The organism is Pleionea sediminis (assembly GCF_007570825.1).
Taxonomy (GTDB): domain Bacteria; phylum Pseudomonadota; class Gammaproteobacteria; order Enterobacterales; family Kangiellaceae; genus Pleionea; species Pleionea sediminis.
On sequence record NZ_SUNB01000013.1, the window covers coordinates 1 to 13,706 of the forward strand.

Genomic DNA, 13,706 nt, shown 5'->3' on the forward strand with positions numbered 1-13,706 from the left:
GATGAGTGAATGGAGTTACGCCGCCAGTACCGTGAACATTTCGTCGGATAAAATGGCCGACATTTTTAAAGACGTGAATGAAAAGATTGGTGACTTTGCTGCGACTGGGGGAGGCCCTGCCGCCAATGCGATTAAGCAGCTGAATTTGAATGTCGATGAACTCATTAAGCTCTCGCCAGAAAAGCAGCTGTTAAAAATAGCCGAAGGGTTAGAAAACGTTGGCTCGCAAGCGGAGAAATCGTTTTATCTGGAAGAGCTCGGTAATGATGCGACTTATTTGTTACCGCTGCTCGATAACGGCGCGGAAAAATTAAAGTCACTGCAAGAAGAAGCGCGCGCCTTTGGTGTGTCCATTTCGGAACTTGATGCGGCGAAAATGAAAGCGGCGGAGCGTTCACTCGAACGAGTGGGCGCACTCTGGCAAGGCTTTGGTAATCAACTGACGACTCAAGTGTCTCCGATATTAGAAGTTATTGGTGAGCGTATTGTCCACACCGCGAATGATGCCGATGTGATGGGCGATACCGTGCGCAAAGCGTTTTATGTCGGCGCACGTGGTGTCGGTATTTTTGCTGATGGGCTTCATGGCATTAATATTTTATTGAAAGGCGCAAAGGCGGGCGCGAATATTTTATCGCTCGGAATGGCGGAGCTTGCGGTTGGCGCAACGGAAGCGGCGGCGACGGTGTTTAATGCGATTATGCAAGGCATTACGAAACCTCTTCGCTGGACGCTTGAACAGCTGGCTGAATTACCCGGGCGCGTGGGGGAAGAAGCTGGAGCGGCGCTTAAAAAAGTTCAACATTTTTCTGAAGACTTTCAAGCCAAAGTTCCGGCGTCCCTTGAAATGTTTCGAGATGCGCAAGCGGCCGCGCTCGGTGAAACGAAGCGACAAATCGAAGAACTGTTGGCGCAAGACTTACCGTCGAAAGTCATTACGGAAAACATCGAATCCATCATGCTTGAGGCGGATGAAAAAATCCGTCAAAAGATTTTACAAATTCGTGAGTCGGTTAAAACCGATACGGCAACTTCTGAGCCGCGAACCGATGACAAAGAAGCCGAACGCTTTCAATCGAAACTCGAACGGATGCAAGAGCAGTGGCTCACCGAAGAAGAATTGCTCTTACAAAAATACGAACGTGACCAGTTGTTACTTGACCAGGCGCTCGATAAACAATTTATTAGCGAGTGGCAGTACTTCGACCGAAAAGAAAAGCTCACCAAAGACTACGGCAAACGACAACAAAAACTGGAAGCGAACTTAAATCAACAACGACTGCGCGATGGAATGCAGTTTGCGAACAGTTCGTTGCAATTATTATCCGCATTTGCCGGTCAATCGTTTGGCGCAGTAAAAACACTCGGCATTGCTGAAAGTATCATTTCAATTATTAGTGGTGTCGCTAAAGCACTCAATAATCCCTATCCCGCGAACTTAGGTTTTGCTGCGCAAGTGGCGGCGCAAGGCGCGACCTTGGTTTCGAAAATCAAAGGTACAAGTTTAGGCAGTAGCGGCAGTTCCGTGTCACTGGGTGGCAGTGCGCCTGCCGCCCCCAGTGTTAATCCGCCGGAACGCCAGTACACGCAACTGGGCGGCTTTGAAACGCAGCAGCAGAATGTCGCGCCGGTGTATAACTTTCATTTTGAAAATTTTAACGCCCTTGATCCGATTGCCGATGCCGAACGCTTTGCGCAAGTTGTGCGAGAGAACGACATTATTTTAGTGGACCCCAATTCGCGTAATGGACAAGAACTTCGCGAAGCCGTTTAACGACAACACCATTGAAAGAGACTTCTTTATGATCACAATCAATTACACACCGCTTCGAGAAATTGTCGGCGGTCCCGGTGTTGTTGCTGGAGCGGGAGAAGTCTTCGATTACTCCCCTAAGTTTTTTGGTAAACAGTTTGAATCACTCGATGGCACGATGGTGTCCACGTTGCATCGTTATGAAACGGGTTACGCGTTACAAATCGAAGCGCAAGATGCTACGCAAATTAAAAAATGGCGCGAGTTTGCGGCCAGTTGTACGAATGCGGAAACCTTTCAACTGGATGCCCGAAATATTCCTGACGGTCCCGACTCGGTTATTACCTGTCGTCTGGTGAAAAACTCTTACAAAGAATCGCGGTTTGGGGCGTATTTAAGTCCGTCCTTTAAAGTCATTCGAGTGAGTTAAACTCGTTAAGGAAAATCATGTCTGACGTTTTTCTCAATGAAGTGCGCTCGAACTCCCAGTCGATTGCGACCGTTATTAAGTTTGATTTTACCGAGCCCTTGTTTATCACAACGCATGTTACGAGTGGCTTGCCGAATTCAACATTGCAAGGTTGTTTATTACCGAACACCTCCGTTTCGCAAAAGTTAAATTCGGATGAGTCGCGCGCGGAAATTGGCTCGATAAGTTTTACGGTGTTGGATTTAGGATTAAGCTCTGAATTGAAGATGCGCTTTGATATGAATGAAGGATTAAAGCGGGCGCCGGTTGAAGTTTATCGCGGCAAAGTCGGCACGGATTTCTCGGACTTTATGCTCATTCAAACGCAGCTCATTGATAACTCCGTGTCGATCGGTGATGGCCGTTATCGGTTTCAATGTTCGGACATTCAGCGCAGCGCAAAAAAACAGATTTTTGATTTGGCGGAAACCACGATAACGCAAACGGTGTTACCGAGTGATGAGGTGATTTCGGTTGTCTCAACCGAAGGCTTTGAGTTTTGCGACCATACTGCAAGCTTTGGGGATGCACCGAATGAATCGGTGCTCTATTTGAAACTGAAAAACGGGGACGACTTTGAAATCGTTCGCGTGACCGGAAAAACGGAGACTCAATTTACCGGCATTACGCGCGGGTTATTTTACACTACACCACTGACCTTTGAGTTTGATGACAGCGGTGAGGAAGACGACCAAATTACAGTAATGGAATACGTGTATTTAGAAATGCCCATGCCCGCGATGGTGTACGCGCTCTTAACGGGCGAGATTATCGGCGGCGGTTCTCTGCCCGAGCGTTGGCATTTAGGGATTGAGGAACGTTGGGTCAATCGCGATTCGTTTGAACATGTGGGCGAGGATTGGTTTGACCCCAATAATTATTCGCTCGGTTTAATTTATCGTTTTCAGGATTTGGAAAAAACGGAAGGAAAAAGTTTTATTGAGCGGCAGCTGTTACGGATGATTGCGTATTTACCGATTGGTGCGGATGGTGCGTTATCCCTCAAACGTCTATCGCGCGTAATTGCGCAAACCGATTACACGCAAACCTTAAATGCCTCGAACATCATTCGTTATTCCGATTTAAGGTATCAATTATCGAAGGTGAAAAACCTCATCGATATTCAATGGAACTTTGTCTCCATTCCGAATCAAGCGGAAGGCTATTCCCGGCAGTCAATACTCCTGTCGGAAACCAGTCGTGATTTTAATCGCGGTTACGATACCTTATCGCTAAAACTGAAAGGGCTTCATAACTCGCGGCAAACCACATCAACTCTGCGACAACTCTTGGCGGCGTTTCGCGACCGATATTCATTTCCGCCCTTTGAGCTGGACTTGGGTTTATTGCCAACGGTGTTTGGTTTGCAAGTGGGGGAAACGGTGCGTGTCGATTTGCCGACAATGACCGACCCCACCACCGATGGACCGCTCAATCGTGTGTTTGAAGTTCAACAAGTGAAAACGAGTCTTATCGATGGGCGCGTCAGTGTAAAGCTTTTTGCTTCCTCAAGAGCGCTTGAAGAAGCGCCCGACGATGGTTCGGACTCAACACTCCCCGACAGTTGGTACAGCGAACAAGGAACGGATGCCAGTTCCATTTTGAGTATTGATGGCGATGGATTTTTAACGGCGGATGGTGTGCTTTCCGGGAGTGCTGACACGCGCACTTGGTACTTTGTGTTAGGGGATTTAACCGTGCCCAATGGTCGCACCTTAACGATTGAAAACAATGTGGGTTTGGCGGTGATGGGGTACTTTCAGAACGATGGCTTGGTGCGTGCGAAAAGTACCGAAGACGATTCCAATTTTATTGGAACCACCATTGGCGGCGCGCAAGTCATCTATCGGATTGCCGATGGTCAGCCGGTTATTGATTATGGCAGTCGGCCGCAGATGAATGGTCTCAACGATACCTTGCCGGATTTAACCATTCAAAATAACTCGGGAACCTTATCGGGTATTCCTGAAGATATGCGAGGAACAGCTGGTGCACAAGGCGGACGCGCTTGGAATCGTCAAACCAATGCGTTTGTTGATGGCGGGCTTGGTGGCTTCGGTGGAGGCTCGTTTGTGTTGGTGTCACGTGGTTCGGGTGTCGGAGTTTCAGGGAGCTATGACTTATCCGGAGATGATGGAGAACAGGGGAGTGATGCGTCTCCGATTTCAGCCGGTTCGGGCGGCGGAGGCGCGCCAGGTTCGCTCGTCATGTTAATCGATGGCAATACCAATAATTACCCGGTGCTCAATGGTAAAGTCGTTGCTGAATTTGGAATCAGTCCAACACCCAATTTAGTGAATGATTTTGGGCAAGGGAAAGCCGTCGGTGTGATTGATTTGGGGATGAATAATGCGCGTGTTGTTTACGTACCAAGTAGCACCTAAAATGCCCCGGCAGTACCGGGGCAAGACGGACTTACTGATGTGACACTGGGAGAATTAATGTGTCCTTTAAAGCTTAGTGTTTGAACTCAATATTTCAATGTTGAGATAATAATAAATCGTCGTTAACGACGGTGCGGTTTTAATGATTAGGAATAAAAAGCCCCAGCAAGGGACTGGGGCAACCAGGGAATTGGTAAAAACCCAACGCGTTTGGGGAAGCGTTGTCATGTTAAGTTTAGGTAACATTGTGACTTTTACAAGTCGATAAAGCCTTGACGTGTTAATCTGCCTTTCATATCACGACTAGCCTTACCTGCTCTTTTGAATTCGAATCTGTTCTACTTTTTTGTGTTCTATTCACTTATGTTCTGAATACACGTATTGTGTGAGAATTACCATCGATAACTCCCCGGTTTTGGTAATACTTTACATCATAAATATCTCACTGTGAGTACAATGCGCGCCATCTGTAATTACCCTCGGTGAATGATTTGAGCGGTCTTGCTCTCACCGGTAATGATGTAAGGTCTGCGCATGAAAAACTTGTTATTCGTCTTTCTGGTTGGTTTCTCTTCTCTCTCGATTGCTGAAGAATACGCTAACGATTGGCTCGTTCCTGAGCAGGAAGAAGACCAATTGATGTTTCGAGATGGTAATTCAAATTGGCACCGGTCTCAGGAGGCAGCGTGTAACGCAACGTACCACGTTCAAGCTGGGTTTAACTCGCCTTACTGCGAAGAAGGTGGCTGTCGTTTAGAGCTTGTTCTTGAGGGGCGTCATGCTGAATGCAACGTTGTGAACGGTGAAGGACGGTTGGTTCGGAGTTATCTCCTTTTAGCTAAATACGAAACCCTACCGGTGTGTGATAACCCGTCGTACCCAACGGGCGTTGATTCGGATGGCAATGGTAAAATTGACCAGTGCTGGCGAGAGCCCAAGTGTAATGAAGAGTTCGATGGCGAATCGTTGGTTGAGAAAGAGCGCAATGTCACCATTCGACGTTTGAATGAATTCACCATCCGCACTCATTATTTTGGGGTGCAAGGTTACAGCCCCGAAGACGAAGGGGTGTGTTATAAAGACACCGACCTGAAGTCGTGTCCGGAAAGTGAAGCCGTCGGCAACCCGATTGGTTGTTTAAGCGGTGCCAAATATCAAACCACCCCCTTGTTCTCTGCCAAAGATTTCACGGTGTCGACCAAATACGACTCGCGCAGTTTGATTCGAAAAGGCGAGAGCGCTCCGACACTGGAGTCGGGGATCTTTGGAAAGCTTCGCGGTGGCCTGGGATTAATTTCGGTGGAAGAAACGCCGATGGGTCACGGTGAAACGGCATACAGTTTATTCCGTGACGGACACCGGTTTGATTTTCTGTACAGTACCGCCTCCAATGGGTTGGCGAATTACAGAGACACCTCGATTTACCGCGATTTCACCAACAATCATTTGGTGTACACCGACACGGCTGGCAACGAATGGACGTTCGATGACACGCGCGTATTGGTGAAGAAAGAACTCAAAAACGGTCGTACGTACACGTATCAGTATCAAAGCGGTGCGCAAGGTCAACCCGTCTTATCGTCGATGACCGCGGATACGGGCAAACGCATTGAATTGAAATACAACGCAAAGGGCTTTGTGAAGACTTTGATTGATGTGGCCGGTCGTGAATACTTATTCGATTACGACAGTCACGACAATTTGGTGGGCATTACTTACCCGGATAATACGCCGGAAAACTTATTGGATAACCCGACCAAAACTTTCTTATTTGAAAATGCTCAATTCCCGAACGCACTAACCGGCATCATTGATGAGTCGGGTGCACGTTACAACACGTGGGATTACAACAGCGTCGGCCAAGCCACGTTAAGTATGCACGCCGACGGTGCAGAGCGCGTGGAACTTAATTTCGATGTCGACGGCGAAACTTTAGTTAAAGAATACACCACCGAAGACACATTCCACTTCCGTAAATTCCATTACGAATTGATTGCGGGCGTGAGCCGGGTAACCCAAGTCGACTGGATGCACTGCGAAACCTGTTCGCCGTTTGCCACCGAAATTTCCGAGTACGATGACGACGGAAACCTTATCAAGCAAATCAATAAAAACGGTTCGGTCGATACTTATGTTTACGAGAATGACCGTTTGGTAAAAGAAACGCGTGCGCTGGGTACGTCTGATGAAATGGTAACGCGTTATACGTGGAATGACGAGCACGACAAGATGGCGACGGTGACTCAAGGCAATCTTCGAACGGGCTATCGTTACAACAACCAAGGTCTGCTGAAGAAAGTCTTGTTGACCGATACCGTGACCGGTGAGCAGCGCATTACAACGTCAACTTATAACAGTCTGCAGGAAATCGAAAGCATTGATGGACCTCGAGCGGACGTCGATGACATCACCACGATGACGTACGATGACGAAGGTCGTCTAAAAACAACGACCAATGCGTTAGGTCATGTGACCGAAATTCTTGAGTACAACGATTATGGTCAGCCGACCTCGGTCAAAGACGCCAATGGCGTGATTTCGACGCTGGAATACGATGTCAAAGGTAACCTTAAGCGGGTTGAAAAAGGCGGCTTGGTGTCGGAGTACTTCTATAATGCCGTTGGTTTACTTAAGCAAACCATTGCACCATCGGGGGCTACCTTAACCTACGATTACGATGAGGCGCGCCGCTTAACGTCGGTCACCGATACGGCTGGGAATTATGTGTCTTTCACCTTTGATGTGATGGGCAATCAAACCTCACGGTCCACCTACGATGCCCAAGGTGTACTCTTTCAAACAATGTCGCAAACCTTCGACGGGTTAGGTCAATTGACGTCTATCGTGGGTGCGAATGGTCAGGTTCAATCGTTTGACTACGATGATTATGGTCGTCTTAAAACCACCACCGACGGAAAAAGCAATACGACTCAGTCGTCGTTCGATGCGATTAACCGTGTCACCAAAAGCATCGATGCACTAAACGGTGAAACGGCGCTCGACTACGACGCGCAAGGTCATTTGAAATCACTAACCGATGCTGAGGCGCGAACCACCACCTATGAGCGCAATGCGTTTGGTGATGTAATGTTGCGCACCAGTCCTGACACCGGGACAACATCTTACACCTACGACTCTGCGGGTAACTTAAAAACCAAAACCGACGCACGTGGTGTAGTGACGACCTACGATTACGATGCACTGAATCGCATGACTCGAATCACTTACAGTAACAGTGATGAAGTCGTTGAGTATGTTTACGATGAAACAACGAATGGCAATTATGGTATTGGTCGTTTAACGCGTATCAAAAATGACACCAGTAACATTCACTATCAGTACGACTCTTTAGGTCGTCTAGTCAAAGAAACGCAGGTGACCAACAGTCAAACGTATTCGATGGTTTATGGTTATAACGCTCAAGGTCAATTGGACGCAGTGACTTACCCATCGGGAGTAACGCTCGGGTATGCGTACAACGTGAATGGTCAACTTGAAAACGTTACCGCAACGATGAACGGTCAAACGCAAACGCTCGCCAGTGATATGGCGTATTTACCGTTTGGTCCGATGAAGACTTTGAACTACGGTAATGGACTGTCACTCTTTAACTCTTATGATGCAGATTATCGTTTGGAAGCAGCCGAAGTGACCGGCCTGAAAAACGTCACCTACGCGTACGACTTAAACAACAACATCGAAGCGATTATCCCTGAATCAACGTCAGAGGAAAGCGAGCTGTACACGTACGACGAGCTCAATCGACTCATTGAAGCGGCCGGAAATTACGGCAGCTTAGCCTACGATTACGACGGTATTGGTAATCGCACCGATTTGACCCGCACGGACAGCACGGTTGAATTCCGTTACAACAGTGAATTGAAGCTCAGTGAACTGAACGACAGTGCGGCCGCTATCACGCCGCCCACGCCACTGATTGAACTGAAATTCGATGAAGCGTCGGGCTCAACGATAGCGGAGAACACAGGAACGGCGAGTGCCACCGCCGCTATTTTTTATCGCTGGGCGAAGGCCGGAAGTCCGGGCGCATCGGGTGACGCCGGCGACCTTTCCTATTTTTTCTATGGTCTGAATTCGCTCGTGGAAGTTGACGCACCCTCGGTGGACGTTTCCCAAGGCACGTTCAAGCTGCACTACAAAACAGTGAATCCTGGTCACGGCGACCGGTATATGCTGTACGTCAATGAGTCGTTGGGTGTTTACTTTAACAATGGCGAGCTGAGTGTGTTCAACGACGGCACGTCAATTCCTTCGGGTGTCACCTACCCCACGGACAAGGCGTGGCATGAGGTGGTATTCAACTTCAAGTCGGGGGTTGAAAATGGCGCAAAGTTATACTTGGATGGTAATTTAATTCTGACCACGACGGTTGTTCTTGAAGGTTCTCTTGACACCCTAATGGTCGGTGGTAATTCGAAAACGGCGTATCGGAACTACGCCGGGAATATCGACCAGGTTCAGTTCTTTGGTGAGGCGTTAGAGCCTGCTGCATTAAATGTGGTGACGGAAGTCGACGGTGTTTCCGTACCGACCACCGAATACGATTACAGCCCGAATGGTAATACCACTCAAAAAGGTGACCAATTCTTTGGTTACAATGCGGCGAACCGATTAAGCTCATTCACCCAAGGTGATACGACGGCCAGCTATTTCTACAACGGAAAAGGCGAGCGCGTGCGTAAAGTCGTGAACGGCGCCGAAACGCAGTTTGTGTTTAATGCATCAGGGCAGTTGATTGCCGAAGCCGATGCAAATGGGACTATCATCAAAGAATACGTTTATTTAAATAACCAGCCCTTTGCGCAAATCGTTCAAGGCAACGTCTATTTTTATCACAATTCGCATTTGGGAACGCCGGAGTTATTAACCGATACAAACCAGGCGATTGTGTGGCAAGCGAGTTACACGCCGTTTGGGCAAGCATCGGTTGAAGTGAGTACCCTTGAAAACAACGTTCGTTTTCCTGGGCAATATTTCGATGCGGAAAGTGGTTTGCACTACAATTACTTCCGGGATTACGACCCAGAAACGGGGCGTTATATTGAAAGTGATCTGATTGGGTTAAATGCGGGTGTCAATACTTATGGGTATGTGAGTGGAAATCCCGTGATGCGTTCTGATGTAACAGGTCTATGTCCTTGGTGTCCAGTGCCTATTATTGCTGGAGATACCTTGATGGGGTGGATGGTTGCCTCTGGATTAGTCAGTGCAAGTTCTGCACAAATGGCCAACAATGGCCCGGAATTCTATGCAGGTCCAGCTCCTATACCGATGAGTGTAATAATTAACGAGTATCAGAATGCGTGGAATGAAGTTTTTGGTAGTAATGTAGTTTATGACGAAGCTACGGGAAATCCTGCAACGGACAGAGCTAATCCTGAAGTTGCTCGACAGCAAGAATATGAGAGAGCTAAGAACTTTTGTGATGGTGGTCCTCCAGAAGGCTCTAACGATTGCTCTTCATTATCTAAGAAAATAGATCATGCCGAACAATGTATTGATTTTTATGAGCAGTGGGATGCGAAATGGTTACCAGGGCGCCATGCTCAGAAAATTCAAGGATGGAGAAATAGGCTTGAAAATGCAAAAAGAGAACATAACGCAAGATGTGCAGAGGAATGTAATTAATGAAAACTTTGAGTGAAGTGTTGAAAGAGTATTCTGATCATCCGGACTTTATTGGAGTTCAAATAACAGGTGTAAACCAAAAAGGAGCGGTTGATGATACAGTTTTACATATTGCTGTTAGAAAAGGTCCTTTGGAAGATATAAAAGTGTTGATCGAGAGTGGGAGTAATATTGATGAAAAAGGTGATTTGGGTAATACCCCCCTACATTTCGCGGCAATGTCTGGACGTAGAGAAGTAGTTGAATATTTACTTTCCAAAGGAGCTGATAAAAGGTTAGTTAATGAGTTTGGTCAGTCTGCCAAAAGAGTTGCAGAGTTGGGTGGTAAGAAAAATATTTTAGATCTACTTTAGATGTTTTATTTCACCTGCAAAATATTACAGCGGTGATCAATATTGAGTAAACGACTCAGGTAACGCTTGTTTTAATACTATTATAAAGCTAAAAGCTATGGGGGCAGGTCGATTGAATATAGTATAAACTTGCTCTAAGTTTTCTAGATGCCAATACCTCAACGTATTTAGTATGAACACGCCTTTCACCATGTGATGAATCGTGGTGAGGCGAGTTCGACTATTTTTTACGATGAGTATTTCTATCAAGCCTTTCTAATATTAAATAAATTTAGGACATCCATAGTTTTTAAAAGGTACGTTTAAACCTTTTGTCGGTTTAACTGAATAAATTGAAAAGAATTTCTGCCTGTATTTTAAATTTTATTACGAATAGTTCAGGCGAAATTCAGCTGTTATCTACTTTATGGCTGGAAACGAGCAAGAGAGCACCTCAAGACTGACTTGATGATAGTGTTTGACCCTTGCAATGCGGGAGGTGTTCATATATGTCCTGTAAGATATGGTTAGGGTTGTTTAGAATGAACAAAGAAAAACTTACATACAAACTTTCTGATGCATTTAATATTGTGGCAGCTAGGACTCCATATGAAAAATATGGTGCGGTTTCTTTTGAGTTAAGACAGGGAGAGTTTGATGTATTTCAGTTTTTATACAATAGTTTTCAAGAGAAGCGTCGTGAGCCAGGCTTTAATTTAGGAGACATGATGCAGTCTTTTGCGAGTAATAGTAAAGATATTGAAAGTGCTCGTGGTGGGCTTGTTTTCACCTTTTTTACTATGTACGGTAAATATGCAAGGATCTACGTTGATAAGAAAGAAAGTTATGTTCTCGTTACTTTTAAAGATAAAAGAAAACTAGAGCATTAAAATCCCATGGCAGATAGTTAATGTAAATACTTAGATGTAAGCTTTATGATTAAATTCTTTTACCTTGATATTCATGGGCGATGTAGCCGAAAAATTTATTGGCTAATCGGTGTTCTACCATTTATATTTATTGGGATTTTATTGGGGTATATGAGTGTCGCTTTTAATATACAAAACATAGAGCTTCCCCTTTATTTTATGCTCGCAGTTACTATTTGGCCGATAACTGCAATGCAAATTAAGCGTTTGCACGATATTAATTTAAGCGGTTGGTTTTGTTTAATAACATGGGTTCCTTATGTCGGAACTGTATTTATAATTTTATTAGGAATAATTCCTAGTTTTAAGCATGACAATAAGTACGGAAAATATTTATTCACTAACAAACAAACTCAACCTGATAAATAAGAGGTCTGGTCGGTAAAAGGGTCTGGGCTTAGCAAGAGACGATATTCTTTGATACTTTCGCAATGGTGGCTCTTGAGCATTTGAGAGTCTCCATTATTTCAGAATAAGATGAGCCTGATTTCAAAAGTCGTTCAATTCTAGCGTGCAGTTGTTGGTTGACTTGCCGTCCTCGATACAAGCCTTTCTTTTTTGCTAATTTAATTCCTTCCGCTTGTCGCCGTCTTCGGTCTTCAAAATCTTTACGAGCAACAGCGGCAAGCATATCCAGCATCATGTTGTTGATGGCATGAAGCATTCGGTCGGTAAATTCATCGTTTGCCAAAATGAAGTTATGGCTGGTGGGCAAATCGAGAGCGACCACTCGAAGACCTTTCTCAAAAATTATGGATTTTAACTTTTCCCAGTCCGATGTATTGAGTCGACTGATTCGGTCAACTTGCTCCACCAGTAAAACATCACTGGGTTGAGCAATATCGAGTAGCCGAAATAATTCGGGGCGTTTTAGCTTGGCACCACTTTCATGTTCGTAAAAGTAGGTGGCTACCTTCAAATTATGTTTTTCACAAAAGGCATCGAGCTGCTCTTTCGCGCGTTCAACATTCTGTTCTTTAGTCGAAGCTCTAAGATAGGCGTAAACACGGTTCATAGTTCATTTTAGGTGGTTTTGTTATTTCGGTTCATTATAGATGGTTTCTTTCCGTGAAAACCAGTCTTTTTCACTGGTTTTTTTTGTGTATACTCAAAGTAGACCAATGGTTTGGTTAAACAATCAGCGAATTTTTAGGATTGTTGTATTTATTTGAATAGCTTGGTCCGTGTTTTTTCGGTAGTGATTTTTAAGTGTCTGTAAGTTACTGATTTTGATGTGTTATTTTCTGGTTTAAAAATACACAGGGATATTATAACGCCCAGCAGTCCGCTTTTTGTCCCGGAAATAGTTGATGTGGCATTGTTACAGGCCGGTTGTGACGCTGGTTTCAGCGATTTGTGTTAAAATGAGATAAATTAATTATACGGTTCTTAGGGTCCGTTTAACCCAATGTTAGAGCAACAAGGAGAGCCAATGAAATTTATCGTGCCAATTTTACTAATGATTTTTTCGACCTCTATAAGTGCAACGACTTTGCGCAATGTCACGTTAGACGAGGTAGTGGCTGGCGCTAACGAGGTGATGATGCTAAGGATAGTCGAGGCAAAATTACTAAAAGTCGACGAAGCAATAGAAGATGAGATCGTTCAAAGTAGTTGCGGTATCAACGTAAAAGCAGAAGTAATACATAATTACGGAGTGTCGGGCGCTAAAGTTATAGAATTTACAACCATGAAACATGTAGAAGTAGGCAGTAGTTATTTTTCCATCTTGAATGAATATGATAGCAAAAAATGGTTCGCTTCAATGTTTCGAAACATTCGTTTAAATGGGCGAGAATTAGGTAGTCATCCTAAGGAAATCAATTGTTTGAAACATGCGAAATCTTTAAAGGCCTTAGCTTTTCCACAAAGAATTATGAAGTATGACAACGAAAGGTGGCTAGATGTTTCGCTAAACAACATTGTATTTCCAGCCGTTGTTTTAGTAGAAGCAGAAAGTGAACAGTCGGTTATTGCGCAGTACAATAAACGAAAAGTCGATTATCATTTGCTGCATGATTATCTAGTCGAACTAGCAGAGTCAAAAAATGGCTCTAACAAGTCAAAGGCATCGGATAAACCGATGCTTTAGGCGTTATCTCTAAAAGTAGGATTCATATTGGAAGCTGAAGAATTACATTTCGCAGTTCAGGATCGAGACAAGAAATTAGTAGAGTCTCTCCTTAAGAA

General features: G+C 45.0%; 10 protein-coding genes. 8 read left to right on the plus strand and 2 right to left on the minus strand.

Features of this window, described 5'->3' with window-relative positions:
* The 3 genes from FAX86_RS22335 to FAX86_RS21635 all read left to right on the plus strand — a co-directional run.
* The coding region (locus FAX86_RS22335) for a hypothetical protein (protein ID WP_205859285.1) at positions 1-1,774 on the plus strand (1,774 nt) is incomplete at its 5' end.
* A 28-nt stretch (positions 1,775-1,802) separates the two neighbouring features.
* Positions 1,803-2,183: a hypothetical protein gene (locus tag FAX86_RS21630; RefSeq protein WP_144395584.1), complete on the plus strand. Its 381-nt coding sequence runs from the start codon at positions 1,803-1,805 to the stop codon at positions 2,181-2,183.
* A gap of 17 nt (positions 2,184-2,200) precedes the next feature.
* Positions 2,201-4,606, plus strand: coding sequence for a hypothetical protein (locus tag FAX86_RS21635; RefSeq protein WP_144395585.1), 2,406 nt, complete (start codon positions 2,201-2,203; stop codon positions 4,604-4,606).
* 1,341 nt (positions 4,607-5,947) lie between these two features.
* Here the strand turns inward: FAX86_RS21635 and FAX86_RS22340 are convergent.
* Positions 5,948-6,169 (minus strand): hypothetical protein, encoded by a 222-nt coding sequence (locus FAX86_RS22340; RefSeq protein ID WP_164503706.1) that lies wholly within the window; start codon positions 6,167-6,169, stop codon positions 5,948-5,950.
* Between the two features lie 666 nt (positions 6,170-6,835).
* On the opposite strand from FAX86_RS22340, the gene FAX86_RS21640 reads away from it, so the two are divergent.
* The 4 genes from FAX86_RS21640 to FAX86_RS21655 all read left to right on the plus strand — a co-directional run bounded on the left by FAX86_RS21640 (position 6,836) and on the right by FAX86_RS21655 (position 11,885).
* Complete coding sequence (locus tag FAX86_RS21640; RefSeq protein WP_484266836.1) at positions 6,836-10,255, plus strand: RHS repeat-associated core domain-containing protein; 3,420 nt, start codon at positions 6,836-6,838, stop codon at positions 10,253-10,255.
* Positions 10,255-10,608: an ankyrin repeat domain-containing protein gene (locus FAX86_RS21645; RefSeq protein ID WP_144395587.1), complete on the plus strand. Its 354-nt coding sequence runs from the start codon at positions 10,255-10,257 to the stop codon at positions 10,606-10,608. Before FAX86_RS21640 ends, FAX86_RS21645 begins: the two co-directional genes overlap by 1 nt.
* Positions 10,609-11,129: 521 nt before the next feature.
* Positions 11,130-11,477, plus strand: coding sequence for a hypothetical protein (locus tag FAX86_RS21650; RefSeq protein WP_144395588.1), 348 nt, complete (start codon positions 11,130-11,132; stop codon positions 11,475-11,477).
* Between the two features lie 45 nt (positions 11,478-11,522).
* Positions 11,523-11,885, plus strand: a complete 363-nt coding sequence (locus FAX86_RS21655; RefSeq protein ID WP_144395589.1) for a DUF805 domain-containing protein — start codon at positions 11,523-11,525, stop codon at positions 11,883-11,885.
* Positions 11,886-11,913: 28 nt separating this feature from the next.
* Here FAX86_RS21655 and FAX86_RS21660 read toward each other — a convergent pair whose 3' ends face one another.
* A complete protein-coding gene (locus FAX86_RS21660; protein WP_144395590.1) occupies positions 11,914-12,531 on the minus strand; it encodes a recombinase family protein in 618 nt (205 codons plus the stop codon).
* A 417-nt stretch (positions 12,532-12,948) separates the two neighbouring features.
* On the opposite strand from FAX86_RS21660, the gene FAX86_RS21665 reads away from it, so the two are divergent.
* Positions 12,949-13,608, plus strand: a complete 660-nt coding sequence (locus tag FAX86_RS21665) for a hypothetical protein (RefSeq protein WP_144395591.1) — start codon at positions 12,949-12,951, stop codon at positions 13,606-13,608.
* The last annotated feature ends 98 nt before the right edge of the window (positions 13,609-13,706 follow it).

What these genes read in the sequence shown, in the direction of transcription:
- FAX86_RS21630 (WP_144395584.1), top strand. Translation starts at nt 1,803, where the DNA reads ATGATCACAATCAATTACACACCGCTTCGAGAAATTGTCGGCGGTCCC.
- FAX86_RS21635 (WP_144395585.1), top strand. Translation starts at nt 2,201, where the DNA reads ATGTCTGACGTTTTTCTCAATGAAGTGCGCTCGAACTCCCAGTCGATT.
- FAX86_RS21640 (WP_484266836.1), top strand. Translation starts at nt 6,836, where the DNA reads ATGGCGACGGTGACTCAAGGCAATCTTCGAACGGGCTATCGTTACAAC.
- FAX86_RS21645 (WP_144395587.1), top strand. Translation starts at nt 10,255, where the DNA reads ATGAAAACTTTGAGTGAAGTGTTGAAAGAGTATTCTGATCATCCGGAC.
- FAX86_RS21650 (WP_144395588.1), top strand. Translation starts at nt 11,130, where the DNA reads ATGAACAAAGAAAAACTTACATACAAACTTTCTGATGCATTTAATATT.
- FAX86_RS21655 (WP_144395589.1), top strand. Translation starts at nt 11,523, where the DNA reads ATGATTAAATTCTTTTACCTTGATATTCATGGGCGATGTAGCCGAAAA.
- FAX86_RS21660 (WP_144395590.1), bottom strand. Translation starts at nt 12,531, where the DNA reads ATGAACCGTGTTTACGCCTATCTTAGAGCTTCGACTAAAGAACAGAAT.
- FAX86_RS21665 (WP_144395591.1), top strand. Translation starts at nt 12,949, where the DNA reads ATGAAATTTATCGTGCCAATTTTACTAATGATTTTTTCGACCTCTATA.